This is a genomic window from Vreelandella neptunia (genome assembly GCF_034479615.1).
In the GTDB taxonomy this organism is placed as follows: domain Bacteria; phylum Pseudomonadota; class Gammaproteobacteria; order Pseudomonadales; family Halomonadaceae; genus Vreelandella; species Vreelandella neptunia.
On sequence record NZ_CP140255.1, the window covers coordinates 3,645,082 to 3,660,476 of the forward strand.

General features: G+C 56.6%; 24 protein-coding genes. 21 read left to right on the forward strand and 3 right to left on the reverse strand.

Features of this window, described 5'->3' with window-relative positions; translation table 11 throughout:
* The 8 genes from SR894_RS16920 (at position 1) to SR894_RS16955 (ending at position 6,164) form a co-directional block, all read left to right on the forward strand.
* Positions 1-513: a phage major tail tube protein gene (locus SR894_RS16920; RefSeq protein WP_223288945.1), complete on the forward strand. Its 513-nt coding sequence runs from the start codon at positions 1-3 to the stop codon at positions 511-513.
* 65 nt (positions 514-578) lie between these two features.
* Positions 579-968, forward strand: a complete 390-nt coding sequence (locus SR894_RS16925) for a phage tail assembly protein (RefSeq protein WP_223288944.1) — start codon at positions 579-581, stop codon at positions 966-968.
* Between the two features lie 26 nt (positions 969-994).
* Positions 995-1,132: a GpE family phage tail protein gene (locus SR894_RS16930; protein WP_223288943.1), complete on the forward strand. Its 138-nt coding sequence runs from the start codon at positions 995-997 to the stop codon at positions 1,130-1,132.
* Positions 1,133-1,155: 23 nt separating this feature from the next.
* Positions 1,156-4,062 (forward strand): phage tail tape measure protein, encoded by a 2,907-nt coding sequence (locus tag SR894_RS16935; protein ID WP_223288942.1) that lies wholly within the window; start codon positions 1,156-1,158, stop codon positions 4,060-4,062.
* Between the two features lie 11 nt (positions 4,063-4,073).
* Positions 4,074-4,517: a phage tail protein gene (locus SR894_RS16940; RefSeq protein WP_223288941.1), complete on the forward strand. Its 444-nt coding sequence runs from the start codon at positions 4,074-4,076 to the stop codon at positions 4,515-4,517.
* Positions 4,514-5,515, forward strand: coding sequence for a phage late control D family protein (locus SR894_RS16945; protein ID WP_223288940.1), 1,002 nt, complete (start codon positions 4,514-4,516; stop codon positions 5,513-5,515). Before SR894_RS16940 ends, SR894_RS16945 begins: the two co-directional genes overlap by 4 nt.
* A 194-nt stretch (positions 5,516-5,709) precedes the next feature.
* Complete coding sequence (locus SR894_RS16950) at positions 5,710-6,033, forward strand: hypothetical protein (RefSeq protein ID WP_223288939.1); 324 nt, start codon at positions 5,710-5,712, stop codon at positions 6,031-6,033.
* Positions 6,030-6,164: a hypothetical protein gene (locus SR894_RS16955; protein WP_275951328.1), complete on the forward strand. Its 135-nt coding sequence runs from the start codon at positions 6,030-6,032 to the stop codon at positions 6,162-6,164. The genes SR894_RS16950 and SR894_RS16955 overlap by 4 nt, the downstream gene beginning before the upstream one ends.
* 162 nt (positions 6,165-6,326) lie before the next feature.
* Here SR894_RS16955 and SR894_RS16960 read toward each other — a convergent pair whose 3' ends face one another.
* The 3 genes from SR894_RS16960 to SR894_RS16970 are packed head-to-tail and all read right to left on the reverse strand — an operon-like array spanning position 6,327 to position 8,140.
* Positions 6,327-6,686, reverse strand: a complete 360-nt coding sequence (locus SR894_RS16960) for a LexA family transcriptional regulator (RefSeq protein ID WP_223288938.1) — start codon at positions 6,684-6,686, stop codon at positions 6,327-6,329.
* A 2-nt stretch (positions 6,687-6,688) separates the two neighbouring features.
* Positions 6,689-7,366, reverse strand: coding sequence for a DUF7424 family protein (locus SR894_RS16965; protein WP_223288937.1), 678 nt, complete (start codon positions 7,364-7,366; stop codon positions 6,689-6,691).
* Positions 7,367-7,396: 30 nt separating this feature from the next.
* Positions 7,397-8,140, reverse strand: coding sequence for an XRE family transcriptional regulator (locus tag SR894_RS16970; protein ID WP_290280758.1), 744 nt, complete (start codon positions 8,138-8,140; stop codon positions 7,397-7,399).
* 95 nt (positions 8,141-8,235) lie between these two features.
* Here SR894_RS16970 and SR894_RS16975 point away from each other — a divergent pair, with 95 nt between their 5' ends.
* The 13 genes from SR894_RS16975 to SR894_RS17035 are packed head-to-tail and all read left to right on the forward strand — an operon-like array spanning position 8,236 to position 15,388.
* A complete protein-coding gene (locus SR894_RS16975; protein WP_223288936.1) occupies positions 8,236-8,448 on the forward strand; it encodes a hypothetical protein in 213 nt (70 codons plus the stop codon).
* 34 nt (positions 8,449-8,482) lie between these two features.
* Positions 8,483-8,683, forward strand: a complete 201-nt coding sequence (locus tag SR894_RS16980) for a ribbon-helix-helix protein, CopG family (protein ID WP_125746381.1) — start codon at positions 8,483-8,485, stop codon at positions 8,681-8,683.
* Positions 8,684-8,729: 46 nt separating this feature from the next.
* Positions 8,730-8,933, forward strand: coding sequence for a hypothetical protein (locus SR894_RS16985; RefSeq protein ID WP_223288935.1), 204 nt, complete (start codon positions 8,730-8,732; stop codon positions 8,931-8,933).
* The gene (locus tag SR894_RS16990; protein WP_223288934.1) at positions 8,926-9,294 is read left to right on the forward strand and encodes an Ogr/Delta-like zinc finger protein; all 369 of its coding nucleotides are present in this window, start codon (positions 8,926-8,928) and stop codon (positions 9,292-9,294) included. Before SR894_RS16985 ends, SR894_RS16990 begins: the two co-directional genes overlap by 8 nt.
* Positions 9,291-9,677: a hypothetical protein gene (locus tag SR894_RS16995; RefSeq protein WP_223288933.1), complete on the forward strand. Its 387-nt coding sequence runs from the start codon at positions 9,291-9,293 to the stop codon at positions 9,675-9,677. Before SR894_RS16990 ends, SR894_RS16995 begins: the two co-directional genes overlap by 4 nt.
* Before the next feature lie 10 nt (positions 9,678-9,687).
* Positions 9,688-10,098, forward strand: a complete 411-nt coding sequence (locus SR894_RS17000; protein WP_223288932.1) for a hypothetical protein — start codon at positions 9,688-9,690, stop codon at positions 10,096-10,098.
* Entirely contained in the window at positions 10,095-10,328 is a 234-nt protein-coding gene (locus SR894_RS17005) for a hypothetical protein (protein ID WP_223288931.1), read from the forward strand. Before SR894_RS17000 ends, SR894_RS17005 begins: the two co-directional genes overlap by 4 nt.
* A complete protein-coding gene (locus tag SR894_RS17010) occupies positions 10,328-12,643 on the forward strand; it encodes a replication endonuclease (RefSeq protein WP_246638280.1) in 2,316 nt (771 codons plus the stop codon). Before SR894_RS17005 ends, SR894_RS17010 begins: the two co-directional genes overlap by 1 nt.
* 22 nt (positions 12,644-12,665) lie before the next feature.
* Positions 12,666-13,574, forward strand: a complete 909-nt coding sequence (locus SR894_RS17015) for a phosphoadenosine phosphosulfate reductase domain-containing protein (RefSeq protein ID WP_223288929.1) — start codon at positions 12,666-12,668, stop codon at positions 13,572-13,574.
* A 10-nt stretch (positions 13,575-13,584) separates the two neighbouring features.
* Positions 13,585-13,833 (forward strand): hypothetical protein, encoded by a 249-nt coding sequence (locus SR894_RS17020; RefSeq protein WP_223288928.1) that lies wholly within the window; start codon positions 13,585-13,587, stop codon positions 13,831-13,833.
* Positions 13,826-14,032, forward strand: coding sequence for a hypothetical protein (locus SR894_RS17025; protein ID WP_223288927.1), 207 nt, complete (start codon positions 13,826-13,828; stop codon positions 14,030-14,032). Before SR894_RS17020 ends, SR894_RS17025 begins: the two co-directional genes overlap by 8 nt.
* Before the next feature lie 8 nt (positions 14,033-14,040).
* Positions 14,041-14,577: a hypothetical protein gene (locus SR894_RS17030; RefSeq protein WP_223288926.1), complete on the forward strand. Its 537-nt coding sequence runs from the start codon at positions 14,041-14,043 to the stop codon at positions 14,575-14,577.
* Positions 14,528-15,388: a DNA cytosine methyltransferase gene (locus SR894_RS17035; protein WP_422822666.1), complete on the forward strand. Its 861-nt coding sequence runs from the start codon at positions 14,528-14,530 to the stop codon at positions 15,386-15,388. The genes SR894_RS17030 and SR894_RS17035 overlap by 50 nt, the downstream gene beginning before the upstream one ends.
* Positions 15,389-15,395: the final 7 nt, after the last annotated feature.

Genomic DNA, 15,395 nt, shown 5'->3' on the forward strand with positions numbered 1-15,395 from the left:
ATGGCATTACCCAACATTCTCAAAGACTTCAATCTCTTCGGCGACGGCAACAACTGGCAGGGTCAGATTCCAGAACTCACGCTGCCCGAACTCGCCCGCCGCATGGTCGAGTACGAAGGCGGCGGCATGGACGGCCCCATCGAAGTCGACCACGGCCAAGAGCTAATGACGTTTGAATGGACGGCCGGCGGCCTGATCGTCGACGGCCTGTTCGACACCTTCGGCAGCCCCGTACACGACGCCGCCATGCTCCGCTTTACCGGCTCTTACGAATCCGACGAAGACGGCGGCATCATCCCGGTCGAGATCGTCGTTCGTGGCCGTCACAAAACGATTGCTATGGGCGACGCCAGTAAGGGCGACAACAACACCCAGAGCATCACCACCACGCTCAGTTACTACAAGCTGGTGGTAGACGGCGAAGACATCATCGAGCGCGACGTTCCCGGCTACGTCTTCACCGTACGCGGCGTCGACCGAATGGCCCAACGCCGCCGCGCCTTAGGCCTTTAATCCTTAATCCATCACTCAACACGGCCGCCCAGGCGGCCAAACCCCATCCATAGGAAGCCACAGCAATGACTGATAAGACCAAAGCCCAAGCCGTTGAGAAAGCAGAAACAACTAATGCACCAGGTGTGAAAACCGAAGCCACTGAAACGCAAACCGCCACCGCCCCAGGCGTGGCCACCGAAGTCGTCGAGCTGGAAACCCCGCTGCAGCGTGGCAAAACGCTGGTAAGCGAAATCACCATCCGCAAGCCCATGGCCGGTGGCCTGCGCGGCGTCAGCGTCGTCGACGTCATGAACCTCGACGTTGCCGCCCTCTCCAAAGTGCTACCCCGCATCACCACGCCCGCCCTCACCGAAGGCGAGCTGAAAACCATGGACATCGTCGACCTCATCCAGCTGGGCTCGGCGCTGAACGGTTTTTTAACACCAAAAAAGTTCAAGGAAGTCGAAGCCTAGCCCTGCCGGAGTTCCTCGAAGACGCCATGGCCGACCTAGCCATGGTGTTCCACTGGGAGCCCCAAGCGATGGACGGCATGGAGCTGGAAGAACTCATGGAATGGCGCGAACGCGCCCGCAAACGCCACGAAGGCAGCAAGCCCAAAGGTAAGCCGGGCAAATAAAACGCATCAAATAGGAACGGTCGATGGCACAAAATCTACGCCTGCAAGTCATGTTAAACGCCGTGGATCGTGTCACCGGCCCACTAAAACGCATGCGCCAAGGTGCCGGGCAAACCGCCCAGGCCATGCGCGAAACCCGCGACCGGCTAAAGACATTACAAGCCACCCAGAAAGACATCAGCTCTTTCCGCACCCTCAAGAATCAATCCGAAGCGACCGGCCGAGCGATGCGCGAACAGCAAGAACGCATCCGCCGGTTATCGCGACAGATGCAATCCAACCAGGGCGACACCGCCGCCCTGGCTAACGAACGCCGCAAAGCCATTCTCCAAGCGCGGCAGCTCTCCCAGCGCTACGACAGCGAACGGCAAAAGCTGCAGCGCCTACGCACATCTCTAAATAACAGCGGCATCAGCACCCACAACCTGTCGCAAGATCAGCAGCGCCTGGCCAACGAAATACGTCAAGCCAACCAGCAAATGGAGGCTCAAAAAAGGAAACTGCAGCGTATAGCCGAACAGCAGCGGCGAGCAGCGCAGGCCAGCGAGCAATACCAGCGCTCGTTGAGCCGTGACCAAAGCATCGCCGGTGCCGGTGCCATGGGTGCAGGCGTGGGCACGGCGGGCGTTGTGGCCATGGGCACCCAGGCGCTTATGAATCAATCCTCCGGTGCACGCCTGGCAGCCCAGCAAGGTGAGGGCAATGAAGAGGCGACCCGATACCGCGAAGTCATCACCCAGGTGTACACCACCGGGCGGGGGCAAGGGCTGGAGCAAGTCACCGAAGCGGTCAGCGTATTGGCATCACAATTTGAATCGCTCGGCGCGACCACTAACGAAGAGCTGGGGGCAATCACCCAGCAAGCGTTAACGCTCACCGACACGTTCAACATTGACCTTGCCGAAGCCGCGCAAACGGCGGGCATCATGGTGCAAAACGGCCTGGCCACCAATGCTACAGAGGCCTTTGATCTCATGGCGCGCGGCATGCAGGAAGTATCCGCCAGCATGCGCCACGAGCTGCCCGAGATCCTTCACGAATATGGCACCAACTTCCGCGCCCTGGGGTTCGACGGTAAAGAATCGCTCAACATGCTGGTCGCCGCGGCCGAGCAAGGCCGCTTCGCCCTGGATAAAACCGGTGACGCCCTGAAAGAATTCACCATTCGCGGTTCCGACATGAGCAAAGCCAGCGTAGAGGCTTACGACGCCATTGGGCTAAACGCCCAGGAAATGGCCGATGCTATCGCCGGTGGTGGGGATCGAGCAGGCGCGGCGCTGACCACTACCGCTCAACGGCTGTTGGAGATTGAAAACCCCGCCCAGCGTGCCAATGCAGCAATAGCGTTATTCGGTACGCCGATTGAAGATCTATCCGTCGACCAAATCCCCGCCTTCCTGCGCGGGCTTGGCCAGACCAATGACCGCATGGGGGATGTAACGGGAACAGCGCAAAGGATGGCCGATACGCTGGGCAACAACGCGGGCAGCGCCCTAAAGCGAGTGCAACGCGCGTTAGGCGGTGCATTCATGGGCGTACTGGATGAGGTCGATGACACCATCATCAGGGTGAGCAATAACGTCACTGCATGGATGCAAGCCAACCCAGAGCTAACAAGCACGCTCACCAAAGCAGCCATTGCACTAGCGGGGTTAGTCGCGGCTGGTGGCGCGTTCATCGCAGTGGCCGGATCGATCCTAGGGCCTTTAGCGCTCATGCGCTTCGGTGCGTCCATGCTGGGAATTAATGTTGGCGGCTTGGGGCAAGCACTCGGCTGGCTCGCACGCACCGCCATACCCTGGGTAGCCGGAGCCCTCAAAGGGCTACTGGTGGCCATGGGGCCAATCGGTTGGGGCATTGCAGCCATCGCCGGGGCAGCCTTCCTGATCTACAAATATTGGGAACCCATCAAAGGCTTTTTCCTCGGCCTGTGGCAGCAGGTAAAAAATGCGTTTAGCGAAGGGGTCGACGGTGTCGCTAAGCTGCTCATCAATTGGTCACCGCTAGGGCTTATCCATGGCGCGTTCATCGGCGCGTTAGACCTGTTAGGCATATCGGTGCCCGAGGGCTTCCGCGACCTGGGCGGCTTTGTCATTGACGGCCTTATCGGCGGGTTGGAAGGGAAGATCGCCGCTCTGCGCGAACGCATTACCAGCATCGCCACCGGTGTAATGGACTGGTTCAAAGGCGTGCTCGGCATCAACTCCCCCAGTCGTGTGTTTGAAGGCTTCGGCGTCAATATCGTTGAAGGCATGATCAACGGAATCGCCAGCATGGCCGGGGCGCTACGTGACCAGGTGATGGGCATGGCGGCCAACATCGCCGGTTGGGTACAAGACGCCATGACTAGCGCGTGGGATTCCATCGGGAACGGGGCCAACCAAGCCATGCAATGGGGCCGGGAGACAGCAGCCGGAATGGGCCAAGGCATCCGCGACGGCGCCAATCGCGCCACGGAGAGCGCCGCCAACCTCGCCAACGGTGTTACCGATACGGTACGTGGCTGGCTGGATATCCACTCCCCCAGCCGCGTGTTTGCCACCATTGGTGGCTACATTTCCCAAGGCCTGGCCAACGGCATTGAAGCTGACGCCGACAGCCCCGTTAAGCAAGTGCGCAGCCTCACCAACCATCTACGCAACGCCGCCGGTGGATTAATGCTCGGCGCGGGGCTTTCAACCGGCGCCGCCGCCAACGTCGACACCGGCAGCATCCAAATCGACGCCCGCCCGCCCCTGCAAAGCCACACCAGCCAATCAAGCGGCGGGCTGGTGATTCATGGCGGTATCAATATCCAGGTGCACGCCACCCCCGGCATGGATGAGCAAGCCTTGGCGCGGCTGGTCAATGAGCAGGTACAGCGCGCCCTGCAGCAAGCGCAACAGCAAGCCGCCGCCGCCCGCCGCCGAAACTTCCACGATAACGATTGAGGGTATTCAACATGATGATGAGCTACGGCATGTTTGTGTTTGGGCTCTCCACCGCCGCCTACCAAGAGCTAAAGCGACAAACCACCTGGCGCCACGCCAGCCAGAGCCGCATCAACGCGCGGCCTACTCGACAATTTCTGGGCCAAGGCGACGACACCATCACGCTCACCGGCACGCTATTGCCGATGTACACCGGTGGCCAGCAAAACCTAGACATGCTCCGCGCCCTGGCCGACCAGGGCAAAGCGTGGCCATTGATCGAGGGCACGGGCACTTTTTACGGCATGTTTGTTATCGAAAGCATGGGCGAGGGGAAAACTGAATTTTTCCGCGACGGCGCCGCCAAGCAAATCGACTTCGACATAAAGCTCGCCCGTATTGACGAAGGCAGAACCGACCAGCTCGGCGTACTCGAAAGCAGCGCCCTACGTGCAATCTCCGGGGCGCTGGCATGAGTCTACAGCCTGATTATCGCATCACATTGCAGGGCCAAATCATCAGCCCCGAGTTTCGCGCCCGCCTCGCCTCGCTCACCCTACACGACCGGCGGGGCATGCAGGCCGACCAGCTCGATATTGTCCTCACCGACGACGACGGCATGCTCGACATCCCGCCCACCGGCGCAGAGATCACCCTGGCCATCGGCTGGAAAGGCCAGGCGCTCACCGAGCGCGGCACCTTTACCGTTGACGAAGTCGAACACACCGGCGCGCCCGACACGCTCAGCATCCGCGCCTCAAGTGCCGACCTGCGCCTCGGCATGCCCGGTAAGCGTACCCAGAGCTGGGATGAAGTCACCGTCCGCGACATAATCGAAACCATTGCCAAACGCCACGACCTCACCCCAAGCACCGGCGTCACCCTGGCAGGTATTCGAATCGAGCACATCGACCAAACCGACGAATCAGACCTGCACTTTTTAACCCGGCTAGCGGAGCGCTTCGACGCGGTGGCCACCGTCAAAAGCGGTAATTTGATATTCGTACCCATGGGCCAAGCCACCACCGCCAGCGGGCTAGAGATCCCACCGTACATCCTCCGCCGCCAAAGCGGTGACCAGCACCGCTACATGCACGCCGAACGCGATGCCTTCACCGGCGTTACCGCCCTATGGAATGACAAGGCCAATGCGGAGCGGATCGCGGTCACCGTCGGCGAGCCGCAAAACACCCAGCAACTACGCCACACCTACGCAAGCGAGCAGGAAGCACTCGACGCCGCCCAAGCCGAATGGCAACGCCTACAGCGCGGCATCGCCTATTTCAGCATCACCCAAGCCCTAGGCGAGCCCGAGATATTCCCCGAAACCCCGGTCTGGTGTACCGGCTGGAAACCCCAAATAGACGCCACCGCTTGGATCATCACAGAGGTAACCCACAACCTCACCGAATCCAGCTACACCACCGCCCTACAGCTAGAAACCCGCAACGGCAACCCCAGCGCCCCTGGATAGAAATTCAACCAGGCGTTAAGTGAATTAATGCTTGGTTGAAACATAAATTTGGCTTGCAGGGTCTGCTAATAGTATGCAACAGTGCATATCAAGCGGTATCGAAAAGTATTGAAAGCATACCAAGCGGTATGTAAAATGCGCGTCCTTACAATTAGGCAAAATTTGCCTAGACAATGCAGATATATGGGGACGCAATGAACGCAATCAGCCAACAGCTTGTCGAAAGCGTATACGACCAAGTGCTGCACTCATCAAATTTGGTATTGCGTAGTTGCAAACTGTTTTCTATATCTGTATTGAAGCTTGAAGATCCAACATATTCAGAGATTGCCGAACAGCTTAAAGAGCTGTGCGACATCCTTGATAAGGTGAACATCAGCGGCCCTGACGAATTGAAAATTTCCAAGGCAAGAGAGTACGCAAACCATGTGAGACTCATTGCAGCGGCAATTGAAACGGAAGATGAAGACACGCTGAATAGACACGTACAGGAACTCGACCGGAGACCTTTCTTATGAAAAATCAAGAAATTGAAAACATCAAACTGCTACGTCGTGCTTTAGAGATCGCTGACGAAGTGAATTCAAAGCTTGATTACTGCCACCAACAGCACCTGAAGACCGTTGAGCAAACTCAAAAAGCCGCTTGATAGCTTCCTGACTTCAGGATAAAGAAAAGCCCCGCAATCGCGGGGCTTTTTAATGCCCGAAAAATAGCCTTATCACGCCAAACACAAACGACGTGGCCACCAGCCCCAAAAGCGTATACCCCACCACCGGGTAACGCTCCAAACGACGAATAAAGCGCGGGGTCATAGCGCCTCATCCACCGCGATACGCGCTTGATGCACCACCACGCCGCGCACCATGCGCGCGGTGGCCATAACGCCGGTACCGCCATTGGGCGGCAGCAGGCGAAACCGTGGGCCAATGCGGAACGTTTTATACAAATGCAAAGCATCGTCCATTTCCACCACCACTAGATCGTCGTGCCCAAGGCTGCGCGACTCATCCACCAGCAGCACATCACCCTCGATCACCGGGCCATGCACACCCGCCTCGCTGGTCGCCTCCACGGCAAAGCAATTAGGCGAATACGCCGCGCAATCAACGCCATCAAGCGCAGGGTGTTCAATGCCCATCGCCATTGGGCCTAGGTAGGTCAGCCGCATAGTTAGCCACGCTGTTCTAGCAGTTTTTCAAAGTCGATTAGCACAGAAACCTCACCGTTATAAATAGCGCGATCAATGGCTACATCAGAAAGGCGAAGCGTGAATTGTTCGCCAGCGGGTATATCCAGCCCCTGAAAAGTAAGAGGCGTGTCATCCGCCCAAGCAGAAAGAACAGTCACCGGGAAAGCGGCGTCGGTATCATTGATAACATTAAAAGCGATGTTGTATTCAAAGTCGGGCATCATCATTTCAGATTTACGGGCCTGCTCCATGCGCTCAATTAGTGCAGGCGGCGCAGCTACACCCAGAGGAAGATTTTCAGTGGTGGTGACATTAAAAGAGTCATCGGAGGCGAACTTTTCAGAATCGTTATCACGATCAATGGGCAATTCAAGACTGAACTCGGCCCAACTGGTCATATTCTGCGAATAGCACTCAGTAAATTCAGCATCGGGAAAGATGGTCGGCAAAAGCTCTTGGGCTTTGACCAGCGAATCAGAGGGTTGGCGGCTATCCTCGTAATCATTGCAGTTCAGCACCTCAAGGCGAAGTGTGCCCGGCACACTGGTCACTTCTGAATCTAACAGTGAGCTTAATGGGATATCCGCATTAAGTTCAGTTTTACAGCCTGATAAAGCCAAGCCAGTAAGTGCAATGGCTGCTAGTTGAAATACCCTCATCCCCTTCCCCTTATTTTTCTACAAACTTATTTAAAGCACCTGGCCCAAGTTAACTAAACACCGCCCGAGCACTTCTACAAACTGCTTCTTATCCGGTGCAATCAGCTCTTTGTCATAGCGATTGTTATCACTGATCAGCAGCCAGCCACCGCCCGCCACTCGCTGCATGCGCTTAATACGCCGCTCGCCATCCATCAGGATCAAGTAAACGCCCTCACGGCTGGGATCGCGCTGAGTGAAGTCCACAAAGACATAATCACCGTCGTCAATCGTGCCCACCATGCTATCGCCGCGTGCCCGCACCCAAGCGCCAGATTCCGCCGGTAGTTTCAACTCCGCAAGCACTGCCCGATCCATATGGAAGTAACCCAGCACCTTCTCTTCGGTGAAGTCCCGCCCGCTGCCCGCCGCGCACTCAACGTCATACATCGGTATCGATGCGATGTTGGGATCGTTTAATTGTCGCTCAAGGTAATCAGCTTGCTGTTCTTGAGTAGAAATATGGTTATTTGAAAATGAATTAAATCGGCTATAGCTTCCATCTGAAAGCGAATTATTCGAATGAAAGCCATCCGAGCGGATACCCTCAAAGAGGTAATTTAGATCAACACCAAGCTCTTTGAGTTTTTGCAGATAGTAGGCGTCAGGCGCCCTCTTATCGGTTTCGTAGTTGTATTGAGCCACTTTTTTGACGCCGCCAGCCTCCCCGAATGCCTCCTGGGACATCCCGAGCCTCACTCTTTCTTCCTTTAGTCGATTGCCGAAGCTATTCACGTAAAGATCCTTTTAGGAGTTGACGTATTCACATATGTGAATCATCATTCTCGTATGTATACACACCGATAAGACCTATAGAGGAAGCCTAACCCATGACGCAAATGAACGCCACGAAGGCCACTCATCCGAGTGCACCGCCTACCAATAATCGAACAAACCAAGTGTTGGTTCGGTTAACCCCGGCAGAGCGTGCTGAGCTTGAAAGCATTGCCGAACTGGAACAGCGCTCTCTTTCAGGAGCCACGCGAATCATGATCCAGCGCGGTATCAGCCAGTACAAAACCGAATCTCTCATCGCCGATTAACACCCCGCTCACGAACTGCATAAGGAAAGCCCTCATGTATCAGGACACTAAGCGCCTCCGTACCAAGAAAAGCGTTTACCTGGATGAGTACGAAGACGCCGTGATTACGGCTCACGCAAACCTTCAAGGCATTAGCAAAGCAGCGCTCATGCGGGAAATGATCATGAGACAAGCCCGCGAGCTGGTAGGCCTTGGCGACTTGCACGAAAAAAGTATGGGCGACCGTGCCGGGTAATGCCGCCCCTTCTTCAACCCCTGTTCCACCCCCGAAAAGGTGACGCATGCCCACCAGAGATAGGCGAACAGACATAACGATGGATCCTGAGCTTGAAGCCACGCTCAGGCAGGTTCGCGAAAGCCACGGGCTTGAATCCGACGAAGCCGCCATGGAGTTCCTGCTATCGCGGAGCATCCGGGTCAATGGAAACCGGATGACCGGGCGGGGCCGAGCCCTTTACGAAGTGAAGAGAGGGCCAAGTGACTAGAAAAAGCGAACCAGAAGAGCAGGAAATTGAAGCGTGGACAGAAGGCGTACCGGTGCATGAGCTGAGTCGGCTCCGGTTTGCCTGCCCACACTGCGGTGGACATATGAGGGTGCGAACTTCGAAGGCGCATCTTCCTACTTACACCGAGTTGTATCTGCACTGCGCAAACGAATTTGAATGTGGGTTCCGCTGCAAGTCTGGATTGGGGGTTATCGAAACGCTCGCCCCTAGCTACAAGCCGAATCCGGATATCAACATCAAGTTTTCGCCGTGGTTGAAGCGACAAGTAAGGCTGGAAGACCAAGGGCAGATGCGCCTGGGTATCGACAGCCAAGCCAAAAAGAAGGAACCGAAACGATGAACGTCACACCGATTAAAGCCGCGAAAGCCCCCTTCGATCTCGCTACCGAAATACTGTGGCAAAACCGCTGGGATAGCCGCGTCGAAGCGCTGCGGATCACCATCGGCACCCTGGTCAACGACTACGGCATCAGCGAGAACACCGCCGAAGTCGCCGCCATTCAAGCCTTCGCCGACCTCGATAGCGTCAACCTCTCCGCCCGCATCGACGTAGACGCCACGACGTCACACGCCGTCATCTTCCGCGATGCCAGCGGAAAGCCGGTGATGCTCACCGCTCGCGACTTGGATCGCATGATCCAGCAAGCCCGCGACGCAGGCCTCGCCCAGGTGGTCGATGCCGATACCCGCCGCCCTGTTGTGCTTCAAACAGCCGACCATTGAGGTGATGCCCATGGCTAATGTCACTCCACTACCCGCCCGCCAAGCACCGCCGCGCGTTCAAACCGACCGCGCGGGCTTCGGCGAACTCCGCGCCGAGCTGCACAAGCGCTCGTATGATCTCGACTTGGTCGAGCTATGGGCAGAGCTGCCCCACGCTGAGCGCCGCATGCTGCTCAAGTCAGCCGACCTGCGGCAAGACTCAACACTACAAATCAGCCAGCTCAACAAGCGCGAACGTGAATCCCTACGCGGTGCCATCCACCGGATGAGCAATTACGCGACCCAGCTAAAAGGCCGCCTACACGGCAACCGCCCTCACCCAAGCCGCGAGCTAGCAAGCCACGCAATCGCCGCATTGAAGGAAGGCAACGCCCAAGCTGCCCACCACTGGCTATCGATGATCGAAGGGGGTGTCGCGTGAGCGCTAACCACACCATGTCAGCTCTCTATATCGCCCATGAGCGACTTGAAAGCCTCGTCGGTCATTTGGAAAGAGAGGGCTGCAGAATGGCCGCCGAAGAGTTGAGGCAAGAGGTGGAAAAGCTCGGTTGCCAGCTAACCCAGATCGACGGCGTGTTAGATGACTATCAGGTCGACATCGGTGCTGTTCAATTGTGTATCCCGATTCAGACCCAGGGTGTTGCACGGTGATGACTGCAATCGAGCAATCCCGCAAATACGGCGCACCCGGCACCCGTAATAGCATGGGCTGCGCCGAATGGCGGCAGCAATACTTCGACAAGTTCCCCACCTGGGCCGATCAGCTCGCCGCAGGTTTCGTCTACGTGGCCAAGCAGCACGGCAACGCAGCAGGAAACCGCTGGTTACGCCGCAACACGCAAGGGCTGATCGAGCCGTCGTTCATCCTCGGTCGTTTCCTGCCCATTCGTTCAGCGCTAACACGGGCCATGAATGCCCTGGTAAATCGGGGTTCCACCACGATTGAAGGCCTGCACGCGGCTAGCGAGTGGATCGAAAGCGTCGAAAAGCGCCTGATCATTGGCAGCCTAAACGCCACCCACGACGATGATGCACTGGTCAATTACGCCCAGGCCCAAGCGGCGGCCATCGACAAAAACGCGAGCCTCTTGATAGGCGATATTGCCAAGGCAAACCGGCTGCAGCGGTTGGGCATCTTCCCACCGCCCAAGCCGAAGATGGTGGCCGTGAAAGGCAAGCCGCTGTCTGAGCAATTCCGCGACTATCAAGACGCTTGTGCCCGGGCGCGTAATCAATTCACGCCGCCACCCTTTATCGGCAATTTCCGCTTTCAGCAGTGGCACTACATGCGGCCACTGTGCATTTCCGTGGTGCGCGCCGCTGCTATTGAGCAAGGCCGTCACCGCTGCGCAATGCATGGGATCGCGCCGCCCAGCGAAAAGCTACCGGCTAAAACGCAGTTGGCCAAGCTGAGCTGCCCTAGCGTGTGGCGTCGTAAATTGCGCCGCCTATGTGGGCGCACCGTAGAGCAGGTGATGCGCGAAGCCCACCGGGTACATATGCGTGCGGGTATTTACTGCAGCGACTTTACCGTCGAGCGCCGCCGTTCTCAGGTATTCCGTAATCACGCTTTGCTTGAAACGTTAGAGGCCATCAATCAAGAGGGCCAAACCTACACGCTCGCAGAGCTGGCAGAGTTGGGATTGGCCAACCCCGACCACCGGCGAGCAGAACTCATGCTGCGCATTAGCGACACCGAAGCCGAAGCGCGGCGCCACGGTCACGTGGGTATGTTTTACACAATGACCGCGCCGTCAAAGTATCACCCAGTGGTCGCTAGTAACTGCTTTAGAAACCCGAAGTACAAAGGCGCCACGCCCCGCGAGACTCAGCAGTATTTGCAAGGCTTGTGGGCGAAGATCCGCGCGAAGTTGGCCCGCGATGACATCGGCATTTATGGCATCCGCGTCGTAGAGCCCCATCACGATGGAACGCCCCACTGGCATTTGCTTATTTGGATGAAGCCCGAAGATGAGGGCGCGGTCACCGGCACCCTTCGCGAGTACGCAGAAGAGGCGCACCACGAAGAGCTGTTCAACCGCTGGGGTAAAACCACTGCCCGCTTTGACGCCAAGCGTATCGACTATGAGCAAGGCACCGCCGCCGGTTACGTCGCCAAGTACATCAGCAAAAACATTAACGGCGAACAGTTCATGGAAATGGACAAGTACGGCCGTGAAATGAAAACCAGCGCGCCGCGGATCGAGGCATGGGCCAGCGTGTGGGGCATCCGCCAGTTTCAGTTTTTAGGCCTGCCATCGGTCACGGTCTGGCGTGAAGTGCGCCGCCTCACCGAAAAGCAAGACGCCATGCTGAAAGATTGGGAAGCCGCTACAAATCCCCACCCCTGTGCCGCGATGCGCTTCGCTCAAATCCGCAAAGCTGCCAACGCAGGCCAATGGGATCAGTTTCTACGCCTCATGGGCGGCCCGATGACCAAGCGCAAAGACCAGCCGATAAAGCCTTGGGTCGAAACCAAGATGAACATGGGCGCGAACATCGAAACCTTCAGCCACGCGACCGGCGAGTATTACGGCAGCGAGGCCATGGTCGCCAAAGGCCGCTACGGCGAAGAGCAGAAGGTGACGTTCGGCCTAGTGGCCACCGGCCGCCCTGGCTTTTCTAGCGAGTACATGACCCGCGTTTATAAGTGGCAAGTACGCGCGAAAGGCGCGGGTTTTGGGGTTGATTTTCAGGCTGTAGGCGAAGCCGAAAGCCCTTGGACTCGTGTCACTAACTGTACGCAGGGGCCAGATATTCAGCCCCGAGAGCCTTCACCAGCGGAGCTAAAAGCCCAGCTCGAACGCTTCAAAGCGTGGCAGAGCTCCGATTTTTATAAGGCAGACCGCGAAGCGGAGTACGAAGACGCCAAAAAAGGGCGCGAAGCCGCCCGGCAACTTTTCGCATCCGCCCCCCCATCACCGTATAGCGAGCAGGAAGAATTCTTCCCGCCCGAGCTGGGCTAACGGAAAAGATAAGGAATTGAAAATGGCTTTTTGGAATGTAACCAGTGTTTCGGGCGGTAAAGACTCCACCGCAATGCTTTTGCTAGCTATTGAACGCGGCATGCCGAATTTGCTGCCTGTGTTTGCTGACACCGGGCATGAGAACCCTCAGACATACGAATACATCGCATATCTAGAAAAGGCGCTGGGTATAAGCATCCGGTGGGTGAAGGCCGATTTCACAGCCGACTTTAAGCGCAAGCGGGCTTTTATTGCTGAGAAATGGCCGGAAGGGATTCGCGAGCGGGGCATGAAGGCGCTAGAAAAAACAACCGGTATTCCCTTCTTAGACCTTGCGATGCTGAAAGGCCGTTTCCCATCTACTAAAGCGAAATTTTGTACTGGCCATCTGAAATTGCTACCCATTCAGCAGCAAGTTGAAATGCCACTACTGAAAGCAGGCCACAAGGTTATTTCATGGCAAGGGGTTCGCGCCGAGGAGTCTCCGGATCGTGCAGAAATGCCCATGACTGAAATGCTAGACATGGGCGTTATTGCTTACCGGCCCTTGATCGATTGGAAAGTGGCCGATGTTTTCGAAATGCATGAACGCCACGGCATTGAGCCAAACCCACTTTATAAGCAGGGCATGAGCCGCGTTGGGTGCATGCCATGCATCAACGCAAGAAAAGGCGAAGTACGTGAAATCGCCCTTCGTTTTCCCGAAGAAATTGAGCGCGTCGCTGAATGGGAAGCCCTGGTCAGGGAAGCCGCCAAAAGAGGATGCGCGACTTTTTGGGCGGCGAGAGGTGAAACCGACGTCAGCTTAGAAAAGCACGGTATTGACCAGGTCGTGAGCTGGTCACGTACCACCCGTGGGGGGCGCCAGTTCGATCTAATCGCCTCAACAGAACCCAGCCAATGCTCGTCAGTTTACGGGCTGTGTGAATAGGGAGACCGCAATGCAAAGACCAACGCAATGGCCAGACGGCCGCAAGCTGGGCGGCCTCAACGGCTACCCGCCCGAGTGGTTCGAATGGGCGAAGGAATGTCAGGTGAAATTCGTAGCACTGCAAATGCTGCTCTCCCCGGTCGAAAACCGCAGCGCCGTGTTTGAGCAGTGGAAGCAAAAATTCACCCACGTAACCCGCGAGAAGGTAAGCGCGGTATGGGATGAAGTGGCCAGCCGGGAAGGTGCTAACAATGCATAACCCAATACCCAAAGATTGGCGCTACGTCATCAAGTTTACGGTTCTGGCCTTTTGCGTGGGCAGCGCCTTCCAGCTAGGCATAAGCGCCGCGAGCCACATTAAGCCGCGGGTAGAGATCATCGAGATCCGAGAAGTGATCGAGATCCGCACCGAAGCAAAGCCCAGCGCCAAGGGCATTGCGCAACGTTTCGAGTTTTAGGGGGAAGCATGGCCATTGATCCAAATTGGGTTCGCGAGAACCCCGAAGAAGCCGCCCGGCAAATCGAGCTACTGACCAAAGAGCGTGACCAGTACCGCGCAGCCGAAAAAGTGCAAATAGAGTTAAGGGAAAAAGCTGTAAGTAAAGTGGCTCAATTGGAAAGTCGCGACGCATTATTGAGCCAGCAGAACGCCGCCCATAGGGAGTTATTAGGAGCGCTCATCAGCGCGAAACTCGAAGCCTTACCGGCTGACCTGAAAAACCGCTATGTGGTTGTGAAGATGACCGGCGATATAGACGAAGAGACGGTGCGCAAATTGAAGCCAGAATTTAAAAAGCACACTGCAGGTTGTTTGTTTTTAGTGAACATGAAAGTCGATATAGAAACCATCGATATGATCAAGCGCGCTGCACTCATTAAAGCCGAAGCACTTTTCGATATGTCAGAAAAGCTTGAAGCGTTTGATCAGCCAATCGCGGCTAACCAGTGCTGGAATGCTGGCGACAAACTACGCCGTCAAGCCGAAGGGGGTATCAGTGAATGAGCTGGCTCTTTTCGCAGGCGCTGGTGGCGGAATACTCGGCGGCCACCTGCTCGGGTGGCGTACCGTCTGCGCCGTTGAGCGTGATGCCTACGCAGCACAAGTTTTGGCGCAACGACAGAACGATCGAGCCCTCGCGCCTTTCCCTATTTGGTCTGACGTGTGCAGTTTTGACGGAAAGCCATGGCGAGGCCTTGTTGACGTCGTTTCTGGCGGGTTCCCGTGTCAGGACATATCCGCTGCTGGAAAAGGTATCGGCATCGAGGGCGAGCGTTCGGGGCTCTGGGGGCAAATGGTTAGGATCATTCGCGAAGTTCAACCCCGATACGTGTTCGTGGAAAACAGCCCAGCACTCACTTCTCGGGGGCTTGGGCGAGTTCTCGGAGACCTGGCCAAGCTGGGGTATGGCGATAAATGGGGATGCATATCAGCTGCCGACCTTGGTGCAGAGCACGAAAGGAAAAGGCTTTGGATTGTGGCCCACTCCGACAGTATGCGGGAACAACAACAGGAAGGGTCTGACGAAGAAAAGCGGCGACGGCTTGGCTACAGCAGTAAAAAAGTGGCCGACACCGAATGCCTCGGACGCGCAAAAATGGAGCAATCAATCGCTTCAGGAGAGAAAGGAAAAGGGACAGCAAGTGCGGCTGAATACGGCTGTGGCACCAGAAGGTGGCCAGGGTGGCCAACTGAACCCGACGTGGGTCGAGTGGCTAATGGGGTGGCCAATCGGGTGGACAGAATTAAAGCCCTTGGAAATGGACAAGTTCCGCGAGTGGCAGCGGCAGCATTCGCCCTGCTTAGTGAAGAGTGAGGCTGCA

Excerpts from the sequence above, each read along its gene's own strand:
- SR894_RS17020 (WP_223288928.1), top strand. The coding sequence starts at position 13,585 with ATGCAAAGACCAACGCAATGGCCAGACGGCCGCAAGCTGGGCGGCCTC.
- SR894_RS16985 (WP_223288935.1), top strand. The coding sequence starts at position 8,730 with ATGCCCACCAGAGATAGGCGAACAGACATAACGATGGATCCTGAGCTT.
- SR894_RS16935 (WP_223288942.1), top strand. The coding sequence starts at position 1,156 with ATGGCACAAAATCTACGCCTGCAAGTCATGTTAAACGCCGTGGATCGT.
- SR894_RS16960 (WP_223288938.1), bottom strand. The coding sequence starts at position 6,686 with ATGCGGCTGACCTACCTAGGCCCAATGGCGATGGGCATTGAACACCCT.
- SR894_RS16940 (WP_223288941.1), top strand. The coding sequence starts at position 4,074 with ATGATGATGAGCTACGGCATGTTTGTGTTTGGGCTCTCCACCGCCGCC.
- SR894_RS16980 (WP_125746381.1), top strand. The coding sequence starts at position 8,483 with ATGTATCAGGACACTAAGCGCCTCCGTACCAAGAAAAGCGTTTACCTG.
- SR894_RS17010 (WP_246638280.1), top strand. The coding sequence starts at position 10,328 with ATGACTGCAATCGAGCAATCCCGCAAATACGGCGCACCCGGCACCCGT.
- SR894_RS16920 (WP_223288945.1), top strand. The coding sequence starts at position 1 with ATGGCATTACCCAACATTCTCAAAGACTTCAATCTCTTCGGCGACGGC.
- SR894_RS17000 (WP_223288932.1), top strand. The coding sequence starts at position 9,688 with ATGGCTAATGTCACTCCACTACCCGCCCGCCAAGCACCGCCGCGCGTT.
- SR894_RS16955 (WP_275951328.1), top strand. The coding sequence starts at position 6,030 with ATGAAAAATCAAGAAATTGAAAACATCAAACTGCTACGTCGTGCTTTA.
- SR894_RS17025 (WP_223288927.1), top strand. The coding sequence starts at position 13,826 with ATGCATAACCCAATACCCAAAGATTGGCGCTACGTCATCAAGTTTACG.
- SR894_RS16975 (WP_223288936.1), top strand. The coding sequence starts at position 8,236 with ATGACGCAAATGAACGCCACGAAGGCCACTCATCCGAGTGCACCGCCT.
- SR894_RS16995 (WP_223288933.1), top strand. The coding sequence starts at position 9,291 with ATGAACGTCACACCGATTAAAGCCGCGAAAGCCCCCTTCGATCTCGCT.
- SR894_RS16925 (WP_223288944.1), top strand. The coding sequence starts at position 579 with ATGACTGATAAGACCAAAGCCCAAGCCGTTGAGAAAGCAGAAACAACT.
- SR894_RS17030 (WP_223288926.1), top strand. The coding sequence starts at position 14,041 with ATGGCCATTGATCCAAATTGGGTTCGCGAGAACCCCGAAGAAGCCGCC.
- SR894_RS17035 (WP_422822666.1), top strand. The coding sequence starts at position 14,528 with ATGCTGGCGACAAACTACGCCGTCAAGCCGAAGGGGGTATCAGTGAAT.
- SR894_RS16950 (WP_223288939.1), top strand. The coding sequence starts at position 5,710 with ATGAACGCAATCAGCCAACAGCTTGTCGAAAGCGTATACGACCAAGTG.
- SR894_RS16965 (WP_223288937.1), bottom strand. The coding sequence starts at position 7,366 with ATGAGGGTATTTCAACTAGCAGCCATTGCACTTACTGGCTTGGCTTTA.
- SR894_RS17015 (WP_223288929.1), top strand. The coding sequence starts at position 12,666 with ATGGCTTTTTGGAATGTAACCAGTGTTTCGGGCGGTAAAGACTCCACC.
- SR894_RS16930 (WP_223288943.1), top strand. The coding sequence starts at position 995 with ATGGCCGACCTAGCCATGGTGTTCCACTGGGAGCCCCAAGCGATGGAC.
- SR894_RS16945 (WP_223288940.1), top strand. The coding sequence starts at position 4,514 with ATGAGTCTACAGCCTGATTATCGCATCACATTGCAGGGCCAAATCATC.